This window comes from Actinosynnema sp. NPDC091369, assembly GCF_044757065.1.
Taxonomy (GTDB): Bacteria; Actinomycetota; Actinomycetes; order Mycobacteriales; family Pseudonocardiaceae; genus Actinosynnema.
In genome coordinates this window covers 375,406-392,408 of the sequence record NZ_JBIVUG010000006.1, presented here as the reverse complement: position 1 = coordinate 392,408, position 17,003 = coordinate 375,406, and the positions used below count along the sequence as shown (strand labels likewise).

The 17,003-nt window shown below is 71.3% G+C and carries 18 protein-coding genes and 1 riboswitch; of the genes, 8 read left to right on the top strand and 10 right to left on the bottom strand.

All coding sequences use genetic code 11. From position 1 onward, the window contains the following. Positions 1–422 precede the first annotated feature (422 nt). Positions 423–1,685, bottom strand: coding sequence for a threonine synthase (thrC, locus tag ACIQMJ_RS25090; protein WP_499763420.1), 1,263 nt, complete (start codon positions 1,683–1,685; stop codon positions 423–425). A gap of 11 nt (positions 1,686–1,696) precedes the next feature. After that, positions 1,697–1,812, bottom strand: a riboswitch (SAM riboswitch). Between the two features lie 96 nt (positions 1,813–1,908). Here thrC and holA point away from each other — a divergent pair. Beyond that, the gene (holA, locus tag ACIQMJ_RS25085; protein ID WP_499763419.1) at positions 1,909–2,892 is read left to right on the top strand and encodes a DNA polymerase III subunit delta; all 984 of its coding nucleotides are present in this window, start codon (positions 1,909–1,911) and stop codon (positions 2,890–2,892) included. Between the two features lie 133 nt (positions 2,893–3,025). On the opposite strand, the gene rpsT is transcribed toward holA, so the two are convergent. Both rpsT and ACIQMJ_RS25075 read right to left on the bottom strand, forming a co-directional pair. Further along, positions 3,026–3,286 carry a 30S ribosomal protein S20 gene (gene rpsT, locus ACIQMJ_RS25080; RefSeq protein WP_387488827.1) on the bottom strand — a complete coding sequence of 87 codons (261 nt, stop codon included), beginning with the start codon at positions 3,284–3,286 and terminating at the stop codon, positions 3,026–3,028. A gap of 128 nt (positions 3,287–3,414) precedes the next feature. Further along, entirely contained in the window at positions 3,415–5,694 is a 2,280-nt protein-coding gene (locus ACIQMJ_RS25075; protein WP_499763418.1) for a glycoside hydrolase family 3 N-terminal domain-containing protein, read from the bottom strand. Between the two features lie 145 nt (positions 5,695–5,839). Between ACIQMJ_RS25075 and ACIQMJ_RS25070 the strand changes: the two genes are divergently transcribed. Then, positions 5,840–6,643, top strand: a complete 804-nt coding sequence (locus tag ACIQMJ_RS25070; protein ID WP_499763417.1) for a TSUP family transporter — start codon at positions 5,840–5,842, stop codon at positions 6,641–6,643. On the opposite strand, the gene ACIQMJ_RS25065 is transcribed toward ACIQMJ_RS25070, so the two are convergent. The 3 genes from ACIQMJ_RS25065 to ACIQMJ_RS25055 form a co-directional block, all read right to left on the bottom strand. Further along, on the bottom strand, positions 6,612–7,382 hold the full coding sequence (locus ACIQMJ_RS25065) for a VOC family protein (RefSeq protein ID WP_499763617.1): 771 nt from the start codon (positions 7,380–7,382) through the stop codon (positions 6,612–6,614). The genes ACIQMJ_RS25070 and ACIQMJ_RS25065 overlap by 32 nt on opposite strands. Positions 7,383–7,484: 102 nt before the next feature. Continuing rightward, positions 7,485–7,700 (bottom strand): type II toxin-antitoxin system antitoxin, encoded by a 216-nt coding sequence (locus ACIQMJ_RS25060; protein WP_141978614.1) that lies wholly within the window; start codon positions 7,698–7,700, stop codon positions 7,485–7,487. A gap of 1 nt (position 7,701) precedes the next feature. Continuing rightward, positions 7,702–8,622, bottom strand: a complete 921-nt coding sequence (locus tag ACIQMJ_RS25055) for an SPFH domain-containing protein (protein ID WP_499763416.1) — start codon at positions 8,620–8,622, stop codon at positions 7,702–7,704. Positions 8,623–8,743: 121 nt separating this feature from the next. Between ACIQMJ_RS25055 and ACIQMJ_RS25050 the strand changes: the two genes are divergently transcribed. Genes ACIQMJ_RS25050 through ACIQMJ_RS25040 form a run of 3 tightly spaced genes read left to right on the top strand, consistent with a single transcriptional unit; the run spans position 8,744 to position 10,695 of the window. After that, complete coding sequence (locus tag ACIQMJ_RS25050; protein WP_499763415.1) at positions 8,744–9,853, top strand: winged helix DNA-binding domain-containing protein; 1,110 nt, start codon at positions 8,744–8,746, stop codon at positions 9,851–9,853. Between the two features lie 4 nt (positions 9,854–9,857). Continuing rightward, positions 9,858–10,313 (top strand): GNAT family N-acetyltransferase, encoded by a 456-nt coding sequence (locus ACIQMJ_RS25045; protein ID WP_499763414.1) that lies wholly within the window; start codon positions 9,858–9,860, stop codon positions 10,311–10,313. A gap of 13 nt (positions 10,314–10,326) precedes the next feature. After that, positions 10,327–10,695, top strand: a complete 369-nt coding sequence (locus ACIQMJ_RS25040) for a VOC family protein (protein WP_499763413.1) — start codon at positions 10,327–10,329, stop codon at positions 10,693–10,695. Here ACIQMJ_RS25040 and ACIQMJ_RS25035 read toward each other — a convergent pair. Together ACIQMJ_RS25035 and ACIQMJ_RS25030 are read right to left on the bottom strand one after the other, a co-directional pair. Then, a complete protein-coding gene (locus ACIQMJ_RS25035; RefSeq protein ID WP_499763412.1) occupies positions 10,672–11,268 on the bottom strand; it encodes a class I SAM-dependent methyltransferase in 597 nt (198 codons plus the stop codon). The genes ACIQMJ_RS25040 and ACIQMJ_RS25035 overlap by 24 nt on opposite strands. Before the next feature lie 107 nt (positions 11,269–11,375). After that, a complete protein-coding gene (locus ACIQMJ_RS25030) occupies positions 11,376–11,810 on the bottom strand; it encodes a type II toxin-antitoxin system PemK/MazF family toxin (RefSeq protein WP_499763411.1) in 435 nt (144 codons plus the stop codon). 102 nt (positions 11,811–11,912) lie between these two features. Here ACIQMJ_RS25030 and lepA point away from each other — a divergent pair, with 102 nt between their 5' ends. Continuing rightward, a complete protein-coding gene (lepA, locus tag ACIQMJ_RS25025; protein ID WP_499763410.1) occupies positions 11,913–13,760 on the top strand; it encodes a translation elongation factor 4 in 1,848 nt (615 codons plus the stop codon). Between the two features lie 115 nt (positions 13,761–13,875). Continuing rightward, a complete protein-coding gene (locus ACIQMJ_RS25020) occupies positions 13,876–14,448 on the top strand; it encodes a Uma2 family endonuclease (RefSeq protein ID WP_499763409.1) in 573 nt (190 codons plus the stop codon). Between the two features lie 55 nt (positions 14,449–14,503). Here ACIQMJ_RS25020 and ACIQMJ_RS25015 read toward each other — a convergent pair whose 3' ends face one another. Further along, on the bottom strand, positions 14,504–14,725 hold the full coding sequence (locus ACIQMJ_RS25015; protein WP_141978601.1) for a hypothetical protein: 222 nt from the start codon (positions 14,723–14,725) through the stop codon (positions 14,504–14,506). Between the two features lie 120 nt (positions 14,726–14,845). Further along, complete coding sequence (locus ACIQMJ_RS25010; RefSeq protein ID WP_499763408.1) at positions 14,846–15,271, bottom strand: HD domain-containing protein; 426 nt, start codon at positions 15,269–15,271, stop codon at positions 14,846–14,848. Positions 15,272–15,380: 109 nt separating this feature from the next. On the opposite strand from ACIQMJ_RS25010, the gene ACIQMJ_RS25005 reads away from it, so the two are divergent. Continuing rightward, complete coding sequence (locus ACIQMJ_RS25005; RefSeq protein ID WP_499763407.1) at positions 15,381–16,862, top strand: chitinase; 1,482 nt, start codon at positions 15,381–15,383, stop codon at positions 16,860–16,862. Positions 16,863–17,003 lie beyond the last annotated feature (141 nt).

Below are 17,003 nucleotides of genomic sequence, written 5' to 3'. Positions count from 1 at the left end.
CGCGCCGTCGTCGCCAGGGCCACCACCACCGCCGTGATCGGACTGGCGGAGGTCCTGTCGGCGGACTCGGCGTACCGACTGGTCGCCGACGCGTTGTTCGACGACGACCTCGCCATACCGCCGGAGGAGTGGCACGCCGAGCGCTACAACAAGGAGAAGGCGCTGGGTTCGTGGCCGCAGCTGCTCACCGCCTGGCGCGTGGTCACCGAACCGGTCGGCCCGCACGTCCTGCCGGAGCTGACCGCGTTCCCGCGCACCGGGTGGCTGCGCTCATCGGGGATAGCGCTGTGACGGGCACAGCGGGGACGGGAGGTGGAGCGAGACCGAGTGGGTCGGCGCTCGGACGGTCGCCGCCGGGATGAGCCGGGCTGTGTCGCCTGGTCGGCCGGAACCGCGGTCCGGCCGACCAGGCGGCGACGGGGTCAGTCCTGGAGGGCCTTCAGGACGGCCTCGGCCGACGGCGGGACGTTGGCGCGCGGGCCCACGCGGTCGCCCAGGGCGTCGAGGGTCTTGAGGCCGTCGCCGGTGATGAGGAGCACCGTCTCGCCGTCCGGGTCCAGCCGGCCGGTCTCGATGAGCTTCTTCGCGGTCGCGACGGTGACGCCGCCGGCCGTCTCGGCGAAGATGCCCTCGGTCCGGGCCAGCAGGCGGATGCCCTCGACGACCTCGTCGTCGGTGACGTCCTCGATCGCGCCGTTGGTGCGGCGGACGGCGTCCAGCACGTAGGGGCCGTCGGCGGGGGCGCCGATCGCCAGCGACCGGGCGATGGTGTCCGGGCGGACCGGGGAGACCACGTCGTGGCCCGCCTTGAAGGCGGCCGAGACGGGGGAGCAGCCGGTGGCCTGCGCGCCGAACACCCGGTACGGGGTTTGCTCGACCAGGTCGAGCTCGCCCAGCTCGCGGAAGGCTTTGTCGACCTTGGTCAGCTGGGAGCCGGACGCGATCGGCACCACGATCTGGTCGGGCAGCCGCCAGCCGAGCTGCTCGGCGACCTCGTACCCGAGCGTCTTGGAGCCCTCGGCGTAGTAGGGGCGGACGTTGACGTTGACGAACGCCCAGTCCTCGTGCTCGGCGGCCAGCTCCTGCGCCAGCCGGTTCACGTCGTCGTAGTTGCCGTCGACGGTGATCAGGTTGCCGCCGTAGACGGCGGTCATGAGGATCTTCGCCTGTTCCAGGGTGGACGGCACGAGCACCACCGACTGCCAGCCCGCGCGGGCCGCGGCGGCGGCGACGGCGTTGGCCAGGTTGCCGGTGGACGGGCAGGCGAGGACCTTGAAGCCGAGCTCGCGGGCGGCGGCGAGGGCGACGCCGACCACGCGGTCCTTGAACGAGTGGGTGGGGTTGCCGGTGTCGTCCTTCACCCACACCTTGCGCACGCCCAGGGCCTTGGCGAGGCGGTCGGCCTCGACCAGGCGGGTGCCGCCGGGGTTGGTGTTGGGGTGCGATTCGACAGTGGACGGCACGGGGAGCAGGCCGCGGTAGCGCCAGATCGACCGGGGGCCCGCCTCGATGTCCTCGCGACGGACCCGGCCGAAGTCGTAGGCCACTTCCAGCGGCCCGAAACACTCGAGACAGGCGTACTCGGGAGCGAGCGGCGTCTCGTGACCGCACTCGCGACACGACAGCGCGCGGGCAGGACCGAGGTCGAAGGAGGTGGTGGCCGGGGGCACACTGACAGCAGTCATCGCGAGGTATCTCCTCATCTTTCCCGCGCGTCGCGGGTCGGAATTGGCACCGTGGTCGCCAGCGGACGCTGTGCGACGGGTTGCCGGGGCTTCTTCGGGCCGATCCCTCTGCCCCTCTGGATGAGCGGTATTCAGTTGTGCCCTCAACTTACGTCACGATCCCGACCCTCAGCCAGAGACGTCCACCATCCGGACGCCCGGCGGGCGTGGGAGGATCGCGCCCGTGAATGCGCCCGCTGACACGCCCAACGCCGTGCACCTGATCGTCGGCGAGGAGGAGTTGCTGGTCGAGCGCGCGGTGCGCGGTGCGTTGGCGACGGCGCGGAAGGCCGACCCGCAGGCCGACCTGACCCGCGTCCGCGTGACCGATGTCACCCCGCCTGAGCTGGCGGAACTGGTGAGCCCGTCGCTGTTCGCCGAGGGGCGGGTGGTCGCGCTGGAGGCCGCGCAGGAGTGCGGCAAGGAGATCGCCGACGCGGTCGTCGCCTACGCCAAGGCGCCGGCGGACGGCGTGACGCTGGTGGTCGTCCACAGTGGCGGCGGGCGCAGCAAGGCGGCCAAGGACCTGCCCGGGTTGCTGCGCAAGGCGGGTGCCGCGGTCACCGAGTGCCCCAAGATCACCAAGGCGGCGGACCGGGAAGCGTTCGTGCGCCACGAGATTCGCGCGGCGGGCGGCGGCAAGGCCGACCCGGAGGCCGTGGCGGCCCTGATCGAGGCGATCGGGTCGGACCTGCGCGAGTTGGCGGCGGCGGCTTCGCAGCTCGTCGCCGACACCGGCGGCAAGGTCGACGCCGAAGCGGTCCGCCGCTACCACCGCGGCCGGGCCGAGGTGACCGGGTTCGCGGTCGCGGAGAAGGCCGTGATGGGCGACCGGGCCGGCGCGCTGGAGGCGTTGCGGTGGGCGTTGCAGCTCGGGGTGCCGCACGTGCTGGTCGCCGACGCGCTGGCCGACGCGGTGCGCACGATCGCGCGCGTGTCCGCGGTGGGCCGGGGCGACCCGTTCAAGCTGGCGGGCGAACTGGGCATGCCGCCGTGGAAGGTGAAGAAGGCCCAGGGCCAGTCACGCGGCTGGGAGGACCGGGGGCTCGCGGCGGCGATGGCGGTGGTCGCCGACCTGAACGCCGACGTCAAGGGCGTCGCCGCGGACTCGGGCTACGCCCTGGAACGCGCCGTCCTCAAGATCGTCGCCGCCCACGGCCGCCGCTGACGGGCTGCGGCTGACGGGCGTCGCCGACCGGCTGTCGCGGGCGGTGAGATTGGTCGGCGGCGACCGGCCCGCGAGCGAACGAGAAGTGCCGCCCACCCCGAGGGGTGGACGGCACTCCGGCGTGAGGACCAGATCAGATCTGGTTGGCGCGCCGCGCCAGCGCCGACTTCTTGTTGGCGGCCTGGTTGGCGTGGATCACGCCCTTGGTGACGGCCTTGTCGAGCTTGCGGGAAGCCTCCTGCGCGAGCGCGGTGGCCTTCTCCTTGTCACCGGCCTCGGCGGCCTCACGGAACTTGCGGATGGCGGTCTTGAGGGACGACTTGACGGCCTTGTTGCGCAGGCGCGCCTTCTCGTTCGTCTTGATCCGCTTCATCTGGGACTTGATGTTCGCCACGCGAAAGCCACCTTTTCCTCGGTCTCGGAGTCGCACCGCGCTTGTCACCGGCTCCGCCCCACTAAGGGGCGGTCTTCCTCCACAGCGGAATGCCGCGCGGGTACGGCCCAGAAGGTTATCAGGGCAGCTCACCGCACCGTGAATCGAGCCCTCTCGTCGCCGACCACGACCTCGTAGCCACCCCTGGCCACCTCGGGCTTGCCCGAGCCGTCCATGTCACCCGCCGTCACCGCGAGCCGCCGCACGTCGAACGCCACCTCGACCACCCGCGACTCGCCCGCCTTCAGCGCCACGCGCGTGAAGCCGACCAGGCGCTTGTCCGGCGTCAGCACCTTGCTCACGGGCTGGTGCACGTACACCGGCACGACGAGCGTGCCGTCACGCCCACCGGTGTTGGCCGCGGTCACCGAGACCGTCACCTGGCCGTCCCGCCGCACCTCGGCGGACTTCAGCGTCGGCGCGGACGTGGTGAACGTCGTGTACGACAGGCCGTGCCCGAACGCGAACTCCGGGTCGTACCCCGAACCGGCCACCGTGTTCGCGCCGCGCGGCTGGTCGTAGGAGAACGGCTGGTCGCCGACGGCCTTCGGCCACGACACCGGCAGCTTCCCGCTCGGGTTCACCGCGCCGAACAGCACGTCGGCGATGGCGCTGCCGCCCTCCGACCCGGGCAGCCAGCCCGCGACCAGGGCCGGCGCGTCCGCCACCGCGCCCAGCACCTGCGGCCGGCCGGTGAGCAGCACCACCACGACCGGCTTGCCGGTCGCGCGCACCGCGTCCACCAGGCCCTGCTGCTCGGTGGTCAGCGCGGGCTCCTCGGTGTCCGCCTCGCCCTCCGCGCCCGGGTCCTCACCGAGCACCACGACCACCGCGTCGGCGTCACCGGCCTGCGCCACCGCGTCGGCCCGAGTGGTGGCGCTCACGACGTTCGCCGACGGCGCGGCGGCCTTGATGCCCTGCAACACGGTCACCGCGGGCGGCACGGGGGACCAGCCGGGCACGCCCTGCCAGCCGACCGACCAGCCGCCGAGCTGCCGGGCCACCGAGTCGGCCGCGTCACCGGTGACCACGAGCTTGCGCGCGCCGGTCGACAGGGGCAGCACGCCGTCGTTGCGCAGCAGCACCGCGCTCTCCGCCGCCGCCCGCCGGGCCAGCTCCCGGTCCGCGCCGTTCACGATCGCGTCGGCCTTCGCCGCGTCCACGAACGGCTTCTCGAACAGCCCCAGCTCGAACTTGAGCTTCAGGACCCGCCGCACGGCCTGGTCGATCCGCTTGCCGGGGATCGCGCCGCTGCGCACGCCCGCCAGCAGCCCCGAGGTGAACCCGGCCGCGTCCGACGGCTCCATCGCCATGTCGACGCCCGCGTTGACGGCCATCGCGATGGCCTCCTCGTAGTCCGCCGCCACGTGGTAGCGGTCGACCAGGAACCGGATGTCCTCCCAGTCGGTGATCGCCACGCCCCGGAACCCCATCCGGTCGCGCAACTGCGTGGTCAGCAGGTACTTCGACGCGTGCGCGGGCACGCCGTTCACCGCGCCGGAGTTGATCATCACGGTGCCGACGCCCGCGTCGAACTGCGGCTGGAACGCGGGCAGCACGGTGTCCTGGAGGTACCGGATCGGCAGCTGGGCGGGCGCGCGGTCGTGGCCGTTGAACGGCTCGGAGTAGCCCGCGAAGTGCTTGGCGGTCGCGGTGAGCCTGGCGGTGCCGTCGGTCGGGTCGGACTGCTGCCCGCGCACGTTCGCCGCCGCCAGGGCGCCGGCCAGCACCGGGTCCTCGCTGTAGGTCTCGTAGTAGCGGCCCCAGCGGGTGTCACGCGCGATGTCGGACACCGGCGCGAAGTTCCAGAACACGCCGGTGGCGCGCATGGCCCGGCCGGTGGACGCCCCGAGCTTCTCCTGGAGCTCCGGGTCCCACGTCGCGCCGAGGCCGATCTGGTGCGGGAACATGGTGGCGTTGAGCACGTTCGAGTGCCCGTGCACGCCGTCCGCGCCGTAGATCAGCGGGATCCGCAGCCTGCTGTGGTCCAGCGCGTACTTCTGGATCGCGTTGGTCATCTCGGCCCACGCCCGCGGCGTGTTCGGGTCCGGCGCGTCGCCGCCGCCGGACAGGATCGAGCCGACCTTCGCGTCCTCCAGCACGGTCTTCATGCAGTCCTCGCGCAGCGGACCGGGGTTCCACTCGCAGTTGCCGCGCAGCTTGCCCAGCCGGATCTGGGTCATTTGGCCGACCTTCTCCTCCAGCGTCATCCGCTTGAGCAGGTCGTCGACGCGGCGGTCGACCGGGGCCCGCGCGTCCTGGTAGCCCGGTCCGGACGGCTCCATCACGCCGCCGGCCTGCGCGCCGGTGACCAACAGGGCCAGCGTGGCCAGCGCGGCCACCGTGGTCCGCTTGCGGGATCTCAACACCGAGGACCTCCAGGTGGGTCGGGGAGCACCGGGATCACCCTCCCTGTGTGACCCTGCGCACAACAGGGCTGAACGGCGCATTCTGGGAGCGCTCCCACTCCGGTAAGGAGTGAAATGCAGTACGCTCGTCTTGTTTTATGTGGGGGTGACCGCCGCACTCGACTGGCCCGGCTTCGGGCACATCTCGCTCGCCGCCCTGCTGTTCCTCTGCCTGGCCGCCGCCCTCGCGGGCGCGGTCGACGCCGTGGTGGGCGGCGGGGGGCTGATCCAGTTGCCCGCGCTGCTGCTGATCGCGCCGGGCGGCCAGCCGCTGTACGCGCTGGCCACCAACAAGGTCGCGTCCGTGGTCGGCACGGCGGCGGCCGTGCGCACCTACTCGCGGCAGGCCGCGATCGACTGGACCTCGGCGCTGCCGATGGCGGGAGCGGCGTTCGCGGGCGCGGTGGGCGGCGCGGCGTTCGCGGGTGCGCTGGCGCCCGGTGTGCTCAACGGCGTGGTGCTCGTGGCGCTGGTCGGGGTTGGCCTCTACACGTGGCGCAAGCCGGAGCTGGGCGTGGCGGAGGCGCCGCGGTTCACGCGGTTCGCGCAGATCGCCGTGATGGCCCTCGGCGGCGCGGTGATCGGCTTCTACGACGGCCTGGCGGGACCGGGCACGGGCGCGTTCCTGGTGTTCTTGCTCGTCGGCCTGGTGGGCTTCGCGTTCCTGCGCGCCTCGGCCACGGCCAAGGTCGTGAACGTCGCCACGAACCTGGGCGCGCTGCTGTACTTCATCCCGGCGGGGAAGGTGTTGTGGGGCTTGGGCCTGGTGCTCGCCCTGTGCAACGTCACCGGCGCGGTGTTCGGCGCCCGGCTGGCCGTGCGGCGCGGGTCGGCGTTCGTGCGCCGGGTGTTCCTCACCGTCGTGGTGGCGCTGGTGGTCAGTCTGGGGTGGAAGGCGGCGGTTGGATGACCCGGAACGTCGCACCCATCGGGTCGCCGACCGTGGTGAACCGGCCGAACCGCGACTCGGCCACGTCGCCGACCGTGATGCCGCCCAGCTCCTGCACCCGCCGGACCGCCGCGTCGGCGTCGGTCACCGCGAAGTAGGTCATCCAGTGCGGCGGGATCTCGGCGGGGATCTCGTTGGCCATCCCGAACACGCCCGCCACCGCGCGGCCCCCGACCCGCAGCTGGGTGTACGGGAAGTCCGGCAACGGGTCCAGCCCCACGCCGAACACCTGCTGGTAGAACTCGGCCGCGCCGAACGGGTCGCGGGTGGCCAGCTCGTTCCACACCACCGAACCGGGTTCGTTCACCACGTACGCGCCGATGTGCGTGCCCGCCTCCCACAGCCCGAACGCCGCGCCGTACGGGTCGACCGCGATCGCGCCGCGCCCCGGTCCGCCGGTGTCGAACTCGGGTACGAGCACCTTGCCGCCGTTGGCGTTCAGCTCCTCGAGCGACTCGTCGAGGTCGTCGGTGGCCAGGTAGGTCGTCCACACCACGGGGAACATCGCGTCCGACGGCATCTCGCCGAACCCGGCCACGGGCCGCCCGCGCACCAGCGCCATCGTGTAGTGCCCGGTCTCCGGGCCGCCGACCTCGAAGTCCCAGCCGAACAGGCCGCCGTAGAACTCCATGGTGGCGGCGCGGTCGGTGGTCATCATGTCGACCCACGCGGGTGTGCCCGGCGGGTACGGGGCGTCCATCTCGCTCACCTGGCCAACAGTCGCACCGGCGTCGGCCCGCCGCGAGTTGATCTACGCAGGGGAACGCCGCCGGCGGGAGTGGTCCGCGCCGACGGCGTCCGGTCATCCGTCCCGGCTCTCCCCGTCGTCCTTGCGGGGTCGGCCGCGCTTGGGTGGTGCGGCGGCCCCGGTGGGCAGCCGCCCGGCTTCGGCGAGCGCGCGGCGCAGCAGGAACTCGATCTGCGCGTTGGTGCTGCGCAGCTCGTCGTTCGCCCACCTCGTCAGCGCGTCGTGCACCGCCGGGTCGAGGCGCAGCAGGACGCTCTTGCGCTCGGCCACGTCAGGTGTACAGCGACCCGGCGTTGACCACGGGTTGGGTGGATCGGTCTCCGCAGAGCACGACCAGCAGGTTCGACACCATCGCCGCCTTGCGCTCCTCGTCCAGTTCCACCACGTCCTCCTCGGCGAGCCGGTCCAGCGCGAGCTGGACCATGCCGACGGCGCCCTCCACGATCCGCGACCGCGCCGCGACCACCGCGCCGGCCTGCTGGCGCTGCAACATCGCGTGCGCGATCTCCGGAGCGTAGGCCAGGTGCGTGAGTCGGGATTCGATCACCTTCACGCCGGCCGCCTGAACCCGGGCCGCGATCTCCACCGACAGCGTCTCGGTGATCTCGTCCGCGTTCTCCCGCAACGACAACCCGGTGCCGTCGTGGTTGTCGTAGGGGTAGCTCGTCGCGATGTGCCGCACGGCGGTCTCGGTCTGGATGCCGACGAACCGCACGAAGTCGTCCACCTCGAACATCGCCCGCGCGGTGTCCTCGACCTGCCACACCACCACGGCGGCGATCTCGATGGGGTTGCCGTCCGCGTCGTTGACCTTCAGCGTCGCGGTCTCGTGGTTGCGGATCCGGGTCGACACCTTCGCCTTGGTGGTGAACGGGTTCGCCCAGCGCAGGCCGTCCTGGCGCACGGTGCCGGTGTAGCGGCCCGCGAACTGGAGCACCCGCGACTCGCCCGGCGCGACGGTGAACAGCCCCACGGACACGACGACGGTGACGACGAGCAGCAGGGTGCCGGCCACGATCGCCGGGACGGTGGGCCCGTCCTCGCCCGGGATCGAACCGAGCGTGATCAGCGCCGTGCTCGCCAGCGCCCCGACCACCACGCCCGCGAGCACGCCCCACCCCGAGGGCGCGCGTGCTTCCTTCTCCCGGACCACCGGGACCGGCATCTGCACCGCAACATCCGTGACGTCCATGTTCCACCCCTCGATGTCATATCGCCTGCTTAGCAAAGTGATATCACTTTTTCGCGGACACGAGCAAGTCGCGACGGAGACGAGGACGGAACCTGACCGCATTGAGACCTACGGTGGGCGCATGACCCCGGTTCTGAGCCGTCGCGCCCTCGGTCGGGCCACCCTGGCCCGCCAGTTCCTGCTCGCCCGCACGGACGCGACCGTGCCCGAGGTCGTCGCGCACCTGGTCGGCTTGCAGGCCCAGACGCCGCACACCTGGTACACGGGGCTGTGGTCGCGGATCGACGGCTTCACGCCCGACCTGGCCGCGGACCCGCTGGTGAACCGCGAGCTGGTGCGCATCGCCGTGATGAGGTCGACGATCCACCTGGTCACCGCGCGGGACGCGCTCGCGCTGCGCCCGGCCGTCCAACCCGTGCTCGAACGCGACCTGTTCCGCAACTACACCCACGGCCGGGACATGCGCGGCCTGGACGTGGACGCCGTGGTGGCCGCCGGGCGCGCCCTGCTGGCCGAGAAGCCGCGCACGAACAAGGAGCTCGGCGCGCTGCTGCACGAGCAGTGGCCCGACCGCGCGCCGTCCTCGCTGGCCTACGCGATCCGGTGCCTGGTGCCGCTGGTGCAGGTGCCGCCGCGCGGTGTGTGGGGTCGCAGCGGCTCGATCGCGCACACCAGCGCGGAGACCTGGCTGGGCGCGCCCGTCGTCGACAAGCCGTCGGTGGACGACCTCGTGCTGCGCTACCTGGCCGCGTTCGGGCCCGCGACGGTGAAGGACGTGCAGACCTGGTCCGGCCTCACGAGGCTGCGCGAGGTGGTCGAGGGGCTGCCGCTGCTGCGGCTGCGCGACGAGGACGGCCAGGAGCTGTTCGACCTGCCCGACGCGCCCCGGCCGGACGAGGACGTGCCCGCGCCGCCTAGGTTCCTCTACGACTTCGACAACCTGCTGCTCTCGCACGCCGACCGGCGCCGGGTCGTCACCGCGGACGTGCGCGCGCAGAACTACGACCCGCACGGCCCCGTGCCGCAGTTCTTCCTGGTCGACGGCGTCACGGCGGGTGACTGGAGGTTCGACCGGACCAAGGAGGTCGCCACGCTGGAACTGCGGCCGTTCCACCGCCTGCCCGCGCCCGACGAGGTGGAGCGGGAAGCCGCGCGCCTGCTGGCGTTCCTCGCGCCGGACGTGCCGCGGCACGAGGTCCGGACAACCTCACCGGCGGCGTCGCGTCCCTGACTGCATGGGGACGATCACCGTGCGCCCGCCGGCGGAGGACGAGTGGCCGCTCGTCGACGTGTACGTCAAGGCCCGGCGCAGCTACTACGAGGGGCACGTGCCCGAGGCGGAGCTCGCCGAGTGGGAGCGGTCGGCGCGGGCCACCGGCTACGCCTTCGACAAGCCCGACCGGGTGTGGCTGTGCGCCGAGCTGGACCACGTCTTCGCCGGGTTCGCCCTGGTCACGCCCGGTGGCGACCTGTTGCAGCTCCAGGTCGCGCCGCAGTGCTGGGGCAGGGGCGTCGGTCACTCGCTTCACGAGGCGGCGATGGACGAGCTGCGCGGCCTCGGCGTCACCACCGCGCACCTCGACGTGTTCGCGGAGAACCACCGCGCGCGGCGCTTCTACACCGACCACGGCTGGCGCGAGACCGGCCGCGACGGCGACCACGTCCGAATGGCGCTCGAGCTGCGCGTGTGATCGCCTGGACGTCGTGGAGATCCTGAGCAGCCGCGTCCTCCTGCGCTCCCGCGACCCGGAGCGCACCACGGCGTTCTACCGGGACGTGCTGGGCCTGGCCGTCTACCGCGAGTTTCCCGGCGGCACGGTGTTCTTCCTCGGCCAGGGGTTCCTGGAGGTCTCGGGCACCTCCGCCGAACGGGCAACCGACGCCACGCGGCTGTGGTTGCAGGTGCGCGACCTGCGGCGGGCCGCCGAAGACCTCGCCGAGCACGTCGTCCGCCCCGCCCGGCGCGAGCCGTGGGGCCTGGACGAGCTGTGGGTCGCCGACCCCGACGGCCGACCGATCGTGCTGGTCGAGGTGCCCGCCGACCACCCGCTACGCCGGGACGCGCGCCACTAGCTGCACCGCGGGTCCGACCACGCCGCCGTACTGGTGCAACGACGTGCGCACCTCGGTGAACCCGGCCGCTTCGGCCTCCCGGATCAGGTCGTACTCCGAGGTGTCGAGCACCCTCCGGTGCACCGAGACGACCAGCCTGCCGCCGGGCCGCAACACCCGGGCCAGCTCGTGGAACGCGGCCGGCCGGTTGCCCCACAGCTGGAGGTTGTTCACCGAGACCACCACGTCCACCGAGTCCGCGGGCTGGCCGGTCCGCGTCGCCGCGCCCTCGCGCAGCTCGACCCGGCCCGCCACGATCAGCTCCGCGCACCGCGTGCGGGCCTCGTCCAGCATCACCTGCGACGGGTCGACGCCGATCGCCTTGAGCGCCCGTTCACCGGCGAGCTTGAGCCCGACGCCCGGACCGGGGCCGAGCACCAGCACGACCTCCTCGGGCGTGGGCGCGGCCACGTCGGTGACGTGCTCCTCCACCTTCGCGTTCAGCACGGCCATGACCCGGCCACCCAGCTCGCCCACCTTGCCGCGCGGGTGCCCGAACGCCGCGTCCAGCGCCTTCATCAGGTTGTTCGCCATGAGCCCAGCGTCGCCGCGGCACCGACCCGGCCGCATCCGGGATGGCCCCGAGGTCCCCCCAGGAGTGCTACCCGGACGAGCCCGGGTAGCACTCCCGGGGGAGTCGGTCAGCGCCAGCCGAGCCGTCGCAGCGCGTCCACGACCAGCGAGAACCGCTCCGGCTCCAGCACCGAGCCCTCACGGCGGATGTCGTCCTCGTCCAACTCGAACACCCGGTCCAGCCGCACGTAGGAGCGCCGGCCGTCGCGGTCCCAGCGGCCCGAGCCCAGGTCCAGGCAGTCGTCCACCTCGTGCCGGTCGGGGGTCCGGCTGGTCAGCATCAGGCCGAGCAGCGCCCGGCGGTGGCGGCCGACGACCAGCAGGGGCCGGTCCTTGCCGCGGCTCGGGTCCTCCTCGTAGGGGACCCAGGCCCAGACCACCTCGCCCGGGTCGGCCAGGCCGTCCAGGTCGGGCGAGTACTCCAGGGCGGCCGCCACCGCGGTCGTGTGGACCTCGCGCACCGCGCCCTTCACGGGGCGGGCGTCTTCACCGTTCGCGTACACGGCGGGCAGCATATGGTCCCGGTCACGTACGCGCGGAACGCCACGACGCCGTGACGTGAGAAGATGGGGCGATCCCCCGTCCTTCGTGTGCGAGGAACCTGAGTGACCACGTTCGCCGACCAGACGTTCACGCCTCCGGAGCTCATCCGGAACTTCTGCATCATCGCGCACATCGACCACGGCAAGTCGACCCTGGCCGATCGCATGTTGCAGCTCACCGGCGTGGTCGACGCCAGGGCCATGCGCGCTCAGTACCTCGACCGCATGGACATCGAGCGCGAGCGCGGCATCACGATCAAGGCGCAGAACGTGCGGCTGCCGTGGCAGGTCGACGGCCAGGACCACGTGCTGCACATGATCGACACGCCGGGTCACGTGGACTTCACCTACGAGGTCTCGCGCGCCCTGGAGGCGTGCGAGGGCACCGTGCTGCTGGTCGACGCCGCGCAGGGCATCGAGGCGCAGACGCTGGCCAACCTGTACCTGGCGATGGAGAACGACCTCACCATCATCCCGGTGCTGAACAAGATCGACCTGCCCGCCGCGGACCCGGACAAGTACGCCAAGGAGCTCGCCCACATCGTGGGCTGCGAGCCCGAGGAGGTGCTGCGGGTCTCGGCCAAGACCGGCCTCGGCGTCGACGCGCTGCTGGACGAGGTCGTCAAGCGCGTGCCCGCGCCGGTCGGCGACGCCGACGCGCCCGCCCGCGCGATGATCTTCGACTCGGTCTACGACACCTACCGCGGCGTGGTCACCTACATCCGCGTGGTCGACGGCAAGATCACCCCGCGCCAGCGGATCCGGATGATGTCGACCAACGCGACCCACGAGCTGCTCGAGGTGGGCATCATCTCGCCCGAGCCGAAGCCGAGCGTCGGCCTGGGCGTCGGCGAGGTGGGCTACCTGATCACCGGCGTGAAGGACGTGCGCCAGTCGAAGGTCGGCGACACCGTCACGGCCGAGAAGCACGGCGCGACCGAGCCGCTGGCCGGCTACCGCGAGCCGCGCCCCATGGTCTACTCCGGGCTGTACCCGGTGGACGGTTCGGACTACCCGGTGCTGCGCGAGGCGCTGGAGAAGCTCCAGCTCAACGACGCCGCGCTGACGTTCGAGCCGGAGACGTCGGCCGCCCTGGGCTTCGGCTTCCGGTGCGGCTTCCTCGGCCTGCTGCACCTGGAGATCACCCGCGACCGGCTGGAGCGCGAGTTCGGCTTGGACCTGATCTCCACCGCGCCCAACGTGGTCTACCGCGTGGTGATGGACGACGGCACCGAGCACGTGGTGACCAACCCGTCCGACTGGCCCGACGGCAAGCGCGCCGAGGTCTACGAGCCGATCACCAAGTGCACGATCATCGCGCCCAGCGAGTACATCGGCGCGATCATGGAGCTGTGCCAGTCCAAGCGCGGCCAGCTCGGCGGCATGGACTACCTGTCCGAGGACCGCGTCGAGCTGCGCTACACCATGCCGCTCGGCGAGATCATCTTCGACTTCTTCGACGCGCTGAAGTCCCGCACCCGCGGCTACGCGTCGCTGGACTACGAGGAGTCGGGCGAGCAGGACGCGGACCTGGTGAAGGTGGACATCCTGCTCCAGGGCGAGCCGGTGGACGCGTTCAGCGCGATCGTGCACAAGGACCACGCGTACGGCTACGGCACGAAGATGGCCAGCAAGCTGCGCGAGCTGATCCCGCGGCAGCAGTTCGAGGTGCCGATCCAGGCCGCCGTGGGCGCCCGCGTGATCGCCCGCGAGACGATCCGCGCCATCCGCAAGGACGTGCTCGCCAAGTGCTACGGCGGTGACATCACCCGCAAGCGCAAGCTGCTGGAGAAGCAGAAGGAAGGCAAGAAGCGGATGAAGATGGTGGGCCGGGTCGAGGTCCCCCAGGAAGCCTTCGTCGCCGCTTTGTCCACCGACGACTCCGGCGGCAAGGACAAGGGCAAGAAGTAGTACCACCGGCCCAATCCGCGTCGATCGGCACATCTTAGGGTGACCGTTCGGCGCGGATCGCTGTTTCGGAGGTCTTCTCCGCCATGGTTGGCGCGCCAACCGGGAGGAGGGGACCATGACCGTCATGGCCGAACACGAAGGCGACTCCTACACGGTCGAAGACCTGGAGGACATGCCTGATGACGGGCGCCGTTACGAACTCGTCGACGGGCAACTGCTCGTGAGCCCGGCACCGGGGTACCGGCATCAGCGAATCGTCTTGAAGCTCGGTGCGCTCCTGGACGCCCACTGCCCGGACGATCTGGCCGTGCTGACTGCCCCATTCGCCGTGCGGCTGTCCGGGAGGACCGAGGTGCAGCCGGACGTTCTCGTCGGCCGCCACGTCGATTTCACGGACAAGTTGTTGCCCGTCGCCCCGTTGCTCGCGGTGGAAGTGCTCTCGCCGAGCACGGGTATTCGCGATCTCACGATCAAGAAGAACGCCTACGAGCGAATGGGCGTGATCAGCTACTGGGTGATCGACCCGCAGGAGCCCGTGCTGGCGGTGTTCGAACTCGACCCTGCGGGCCGTTACCAGCAGGTGGCCGAGGTGCGGGGCGAGAAGCCGTTCGACGCGACGCTGCCGTTCCCGGTGCGGGTCGTGCCCGCCGAGCTGCTCGGCACGCTGTGGGAAGGCGAGTCGGGATGACGAAAGGGCCCTCAGGACGCCCCTGTCCTGAAGGCCCTCGAAGGGGTGTGGCGGCTCAGCCGTGGTTGCGCAGCGTGGTGCTGAGCGCCTGGCGGCGGAGGATCGCTTCGATCTCGCGCGCCTCGTGGCTGGAGTGCCGGGCGAGGATGGCTTCCATGTCCATCCGAGCGCTCGGGGTGTCGTAGGCGGCCAACTCGCGGTTCAGGTCCGCTTCCCGCTTGCGGATCTGCCGCCGGGTGGCGAAGTACGTGCGAACGGTCTCCAGAAGGGTGGTCATGTCGCCTTTCGGTCGTCCATCTGTATCGGTTCACCTACTATGATGCCGCACGTCAGAGCCTTGCGCGACCAAATACGACGTGATCTCCGCCGCAAGTGTCACGAGGGCGTGAAGGCCGTGTCACCGGCCCAGGACGTCCAGTGCCCGGGAGTACTTGGCGCGCAGCCGGTCCTGGGTGGCGGTGTCGAGCAGGGCCAGTCGCGGCGGTGAGGTGTTGTCGGCGATGTCGGCCCGCTTCACGGCCACCGCGACCGGGTCGGCGAGCACCCGCGCGAGGTAGTCCTCCTGCGCCTCACCGTCACGGTGCGTCAACGCCAGGACGGTCGCGACCACCTCGGGCGGGCACCCGGCGGCGAGCAGGTCGTCGGCCGTGACGGGGGTGTCCTCGACGACGTCGTGCAGCACGGCCGCCATGCGCGCGTGCTCGCCGGACACCCGCCCCATCACCCGCAGCGGGTGGCCGATGTAGGGCTGGCCGGACTTGTCGACCTGCCCGTCGTGGGCGGCCCGCGCGATCCGGATCGCGTCATCAACGGTGAACGTCATCCGATCATTGTTCACACCCTTGACAACACCCAGTGGTCTAGTCCATTTTTCGAGTGGCCCACGTCACCTGTGCTGGGCCTTGGCCGCCGACGAGAACGTGGAGGTGGACGTGGTTCCGAGGACGAGACGCGCACTGGGCGCGGTGCTGGCGGGTCTGCTGGCCATCGCGGGCCTGACCCTGGTGGTCGTGGGCAGCGCGTCGGCCGCCAACCTGGTCGCCAACCCCGGGTTCGAGGGCGGCACGGGCGGGTGGACGTGCAGCGCGGCGGCCACCGCGGCGACCACGACCAAGCGCAGCGGCACGCACGCCATGGCGGGCACCCCCGCGGGCCAGGACAACGCGCGCTGCTCGCAGACGATCTCCGTGCAGGCCAACACCGCCTACAAGCTGTCCGCGTGGGTCCAGGGCACCTACGTCTACCTCGGCGTGAGCGGCACCGGCAGCGGTGACAAGAGCACCTGGACGCCGGGCTCGGCGGGCTTCAGCCAGCTCTCGATCGACTTCACCACCGGCGCGAGCACCAGCGTCACGATCTACGTGCACGGCTGGTACGGCCAGCCGACGTTCTACGCCGACGACGTGAGCCTCGACGGCCCCGGCACCCCGCCGACGAGCACGACCACCAGCACCACCACCAGCACGACGACGACCACCAAGACGACGACGACCACCACCACCACGCCCGGCAACCCGAACCCGACGCTGCCCAAGCACGCGCTCACCGGCTACTGGCACAACTTCGACAACGGCTCGCGCCTGCTCAAGCTGGCCGACGTGCCCACCACGTACGACATCGTGGCCGTCGCGTTCGCCGACGCCACCACCACGCCGGGCGCGGTCACGTTCGCGCTCGACCCGACGTTGTCGAGCAAGCTCGGCGGCTACACCGACGCCCAGTTCAAGGCCGACGTGCGCACCCTGCAGAACCGGGGCCAGAAGGTGATCATCTCGGTCGGCGGCGAGAAGGGCACGATCAGCGTCGGCAACTCCACCGCCGCGACCAACTTCGCCAACAGCGTGAAGTCCCTGATCGCGAACTACGGGTTCGACGGCGTGGACATCGACCTGGAGAACGGCGTCAACGCCACCTACATGGCGCAGGCGTTGCGCGCGATCCACGCGGGCGGCGGCACCGTGATCGCGATGGCGCCGCAGACCATCGACATGCAGTCCACCGGGCAGGAGTACTTCAAGCTGGCGCTGGCCGTGAAGGACATCCTGACCGTCGTCAACATGCAGTACTACAACTCCGGCTCGATGCTCGGCTGCGACCAGAAGGTCTACTCGCAGGGCACGGTGGACTTCCTGGTGGCGCTGGCCTGCATCCAGTTGCAGAACGGCCTGCGCCCCGACCAGGTGGGTCTGGGCCTGCCCGCCTCGCCGTCGGGCGCGGGCGGCGGCTACCAGTCGCCCGCGAACGTCAACGCGGCGTTGAACTGCCTGGCCAAGGGCACGAACTGCGGTTCGTTCAAGCCCTCGCAGACCTGGCCCGGCATCCGCGGCGCGATGACCTGGTCGATCAACTGGGACGCGACCAACAACTGGCAGTTCGCCAACACGGTGGCGCCGCACCTGGACACCCTGCCGTAAGCCCCGACGTCACGACACACCGCTCCCGGACGTAGGACTCTCGCGAGAGTCCTACGTCCGGGACGCGTGCGTCCTACGTCCGGAACACCCGAGTCGAGCGTTCGGAACACGCCGTCCGGCGGTCGCGCGGGTTAGGGTCGG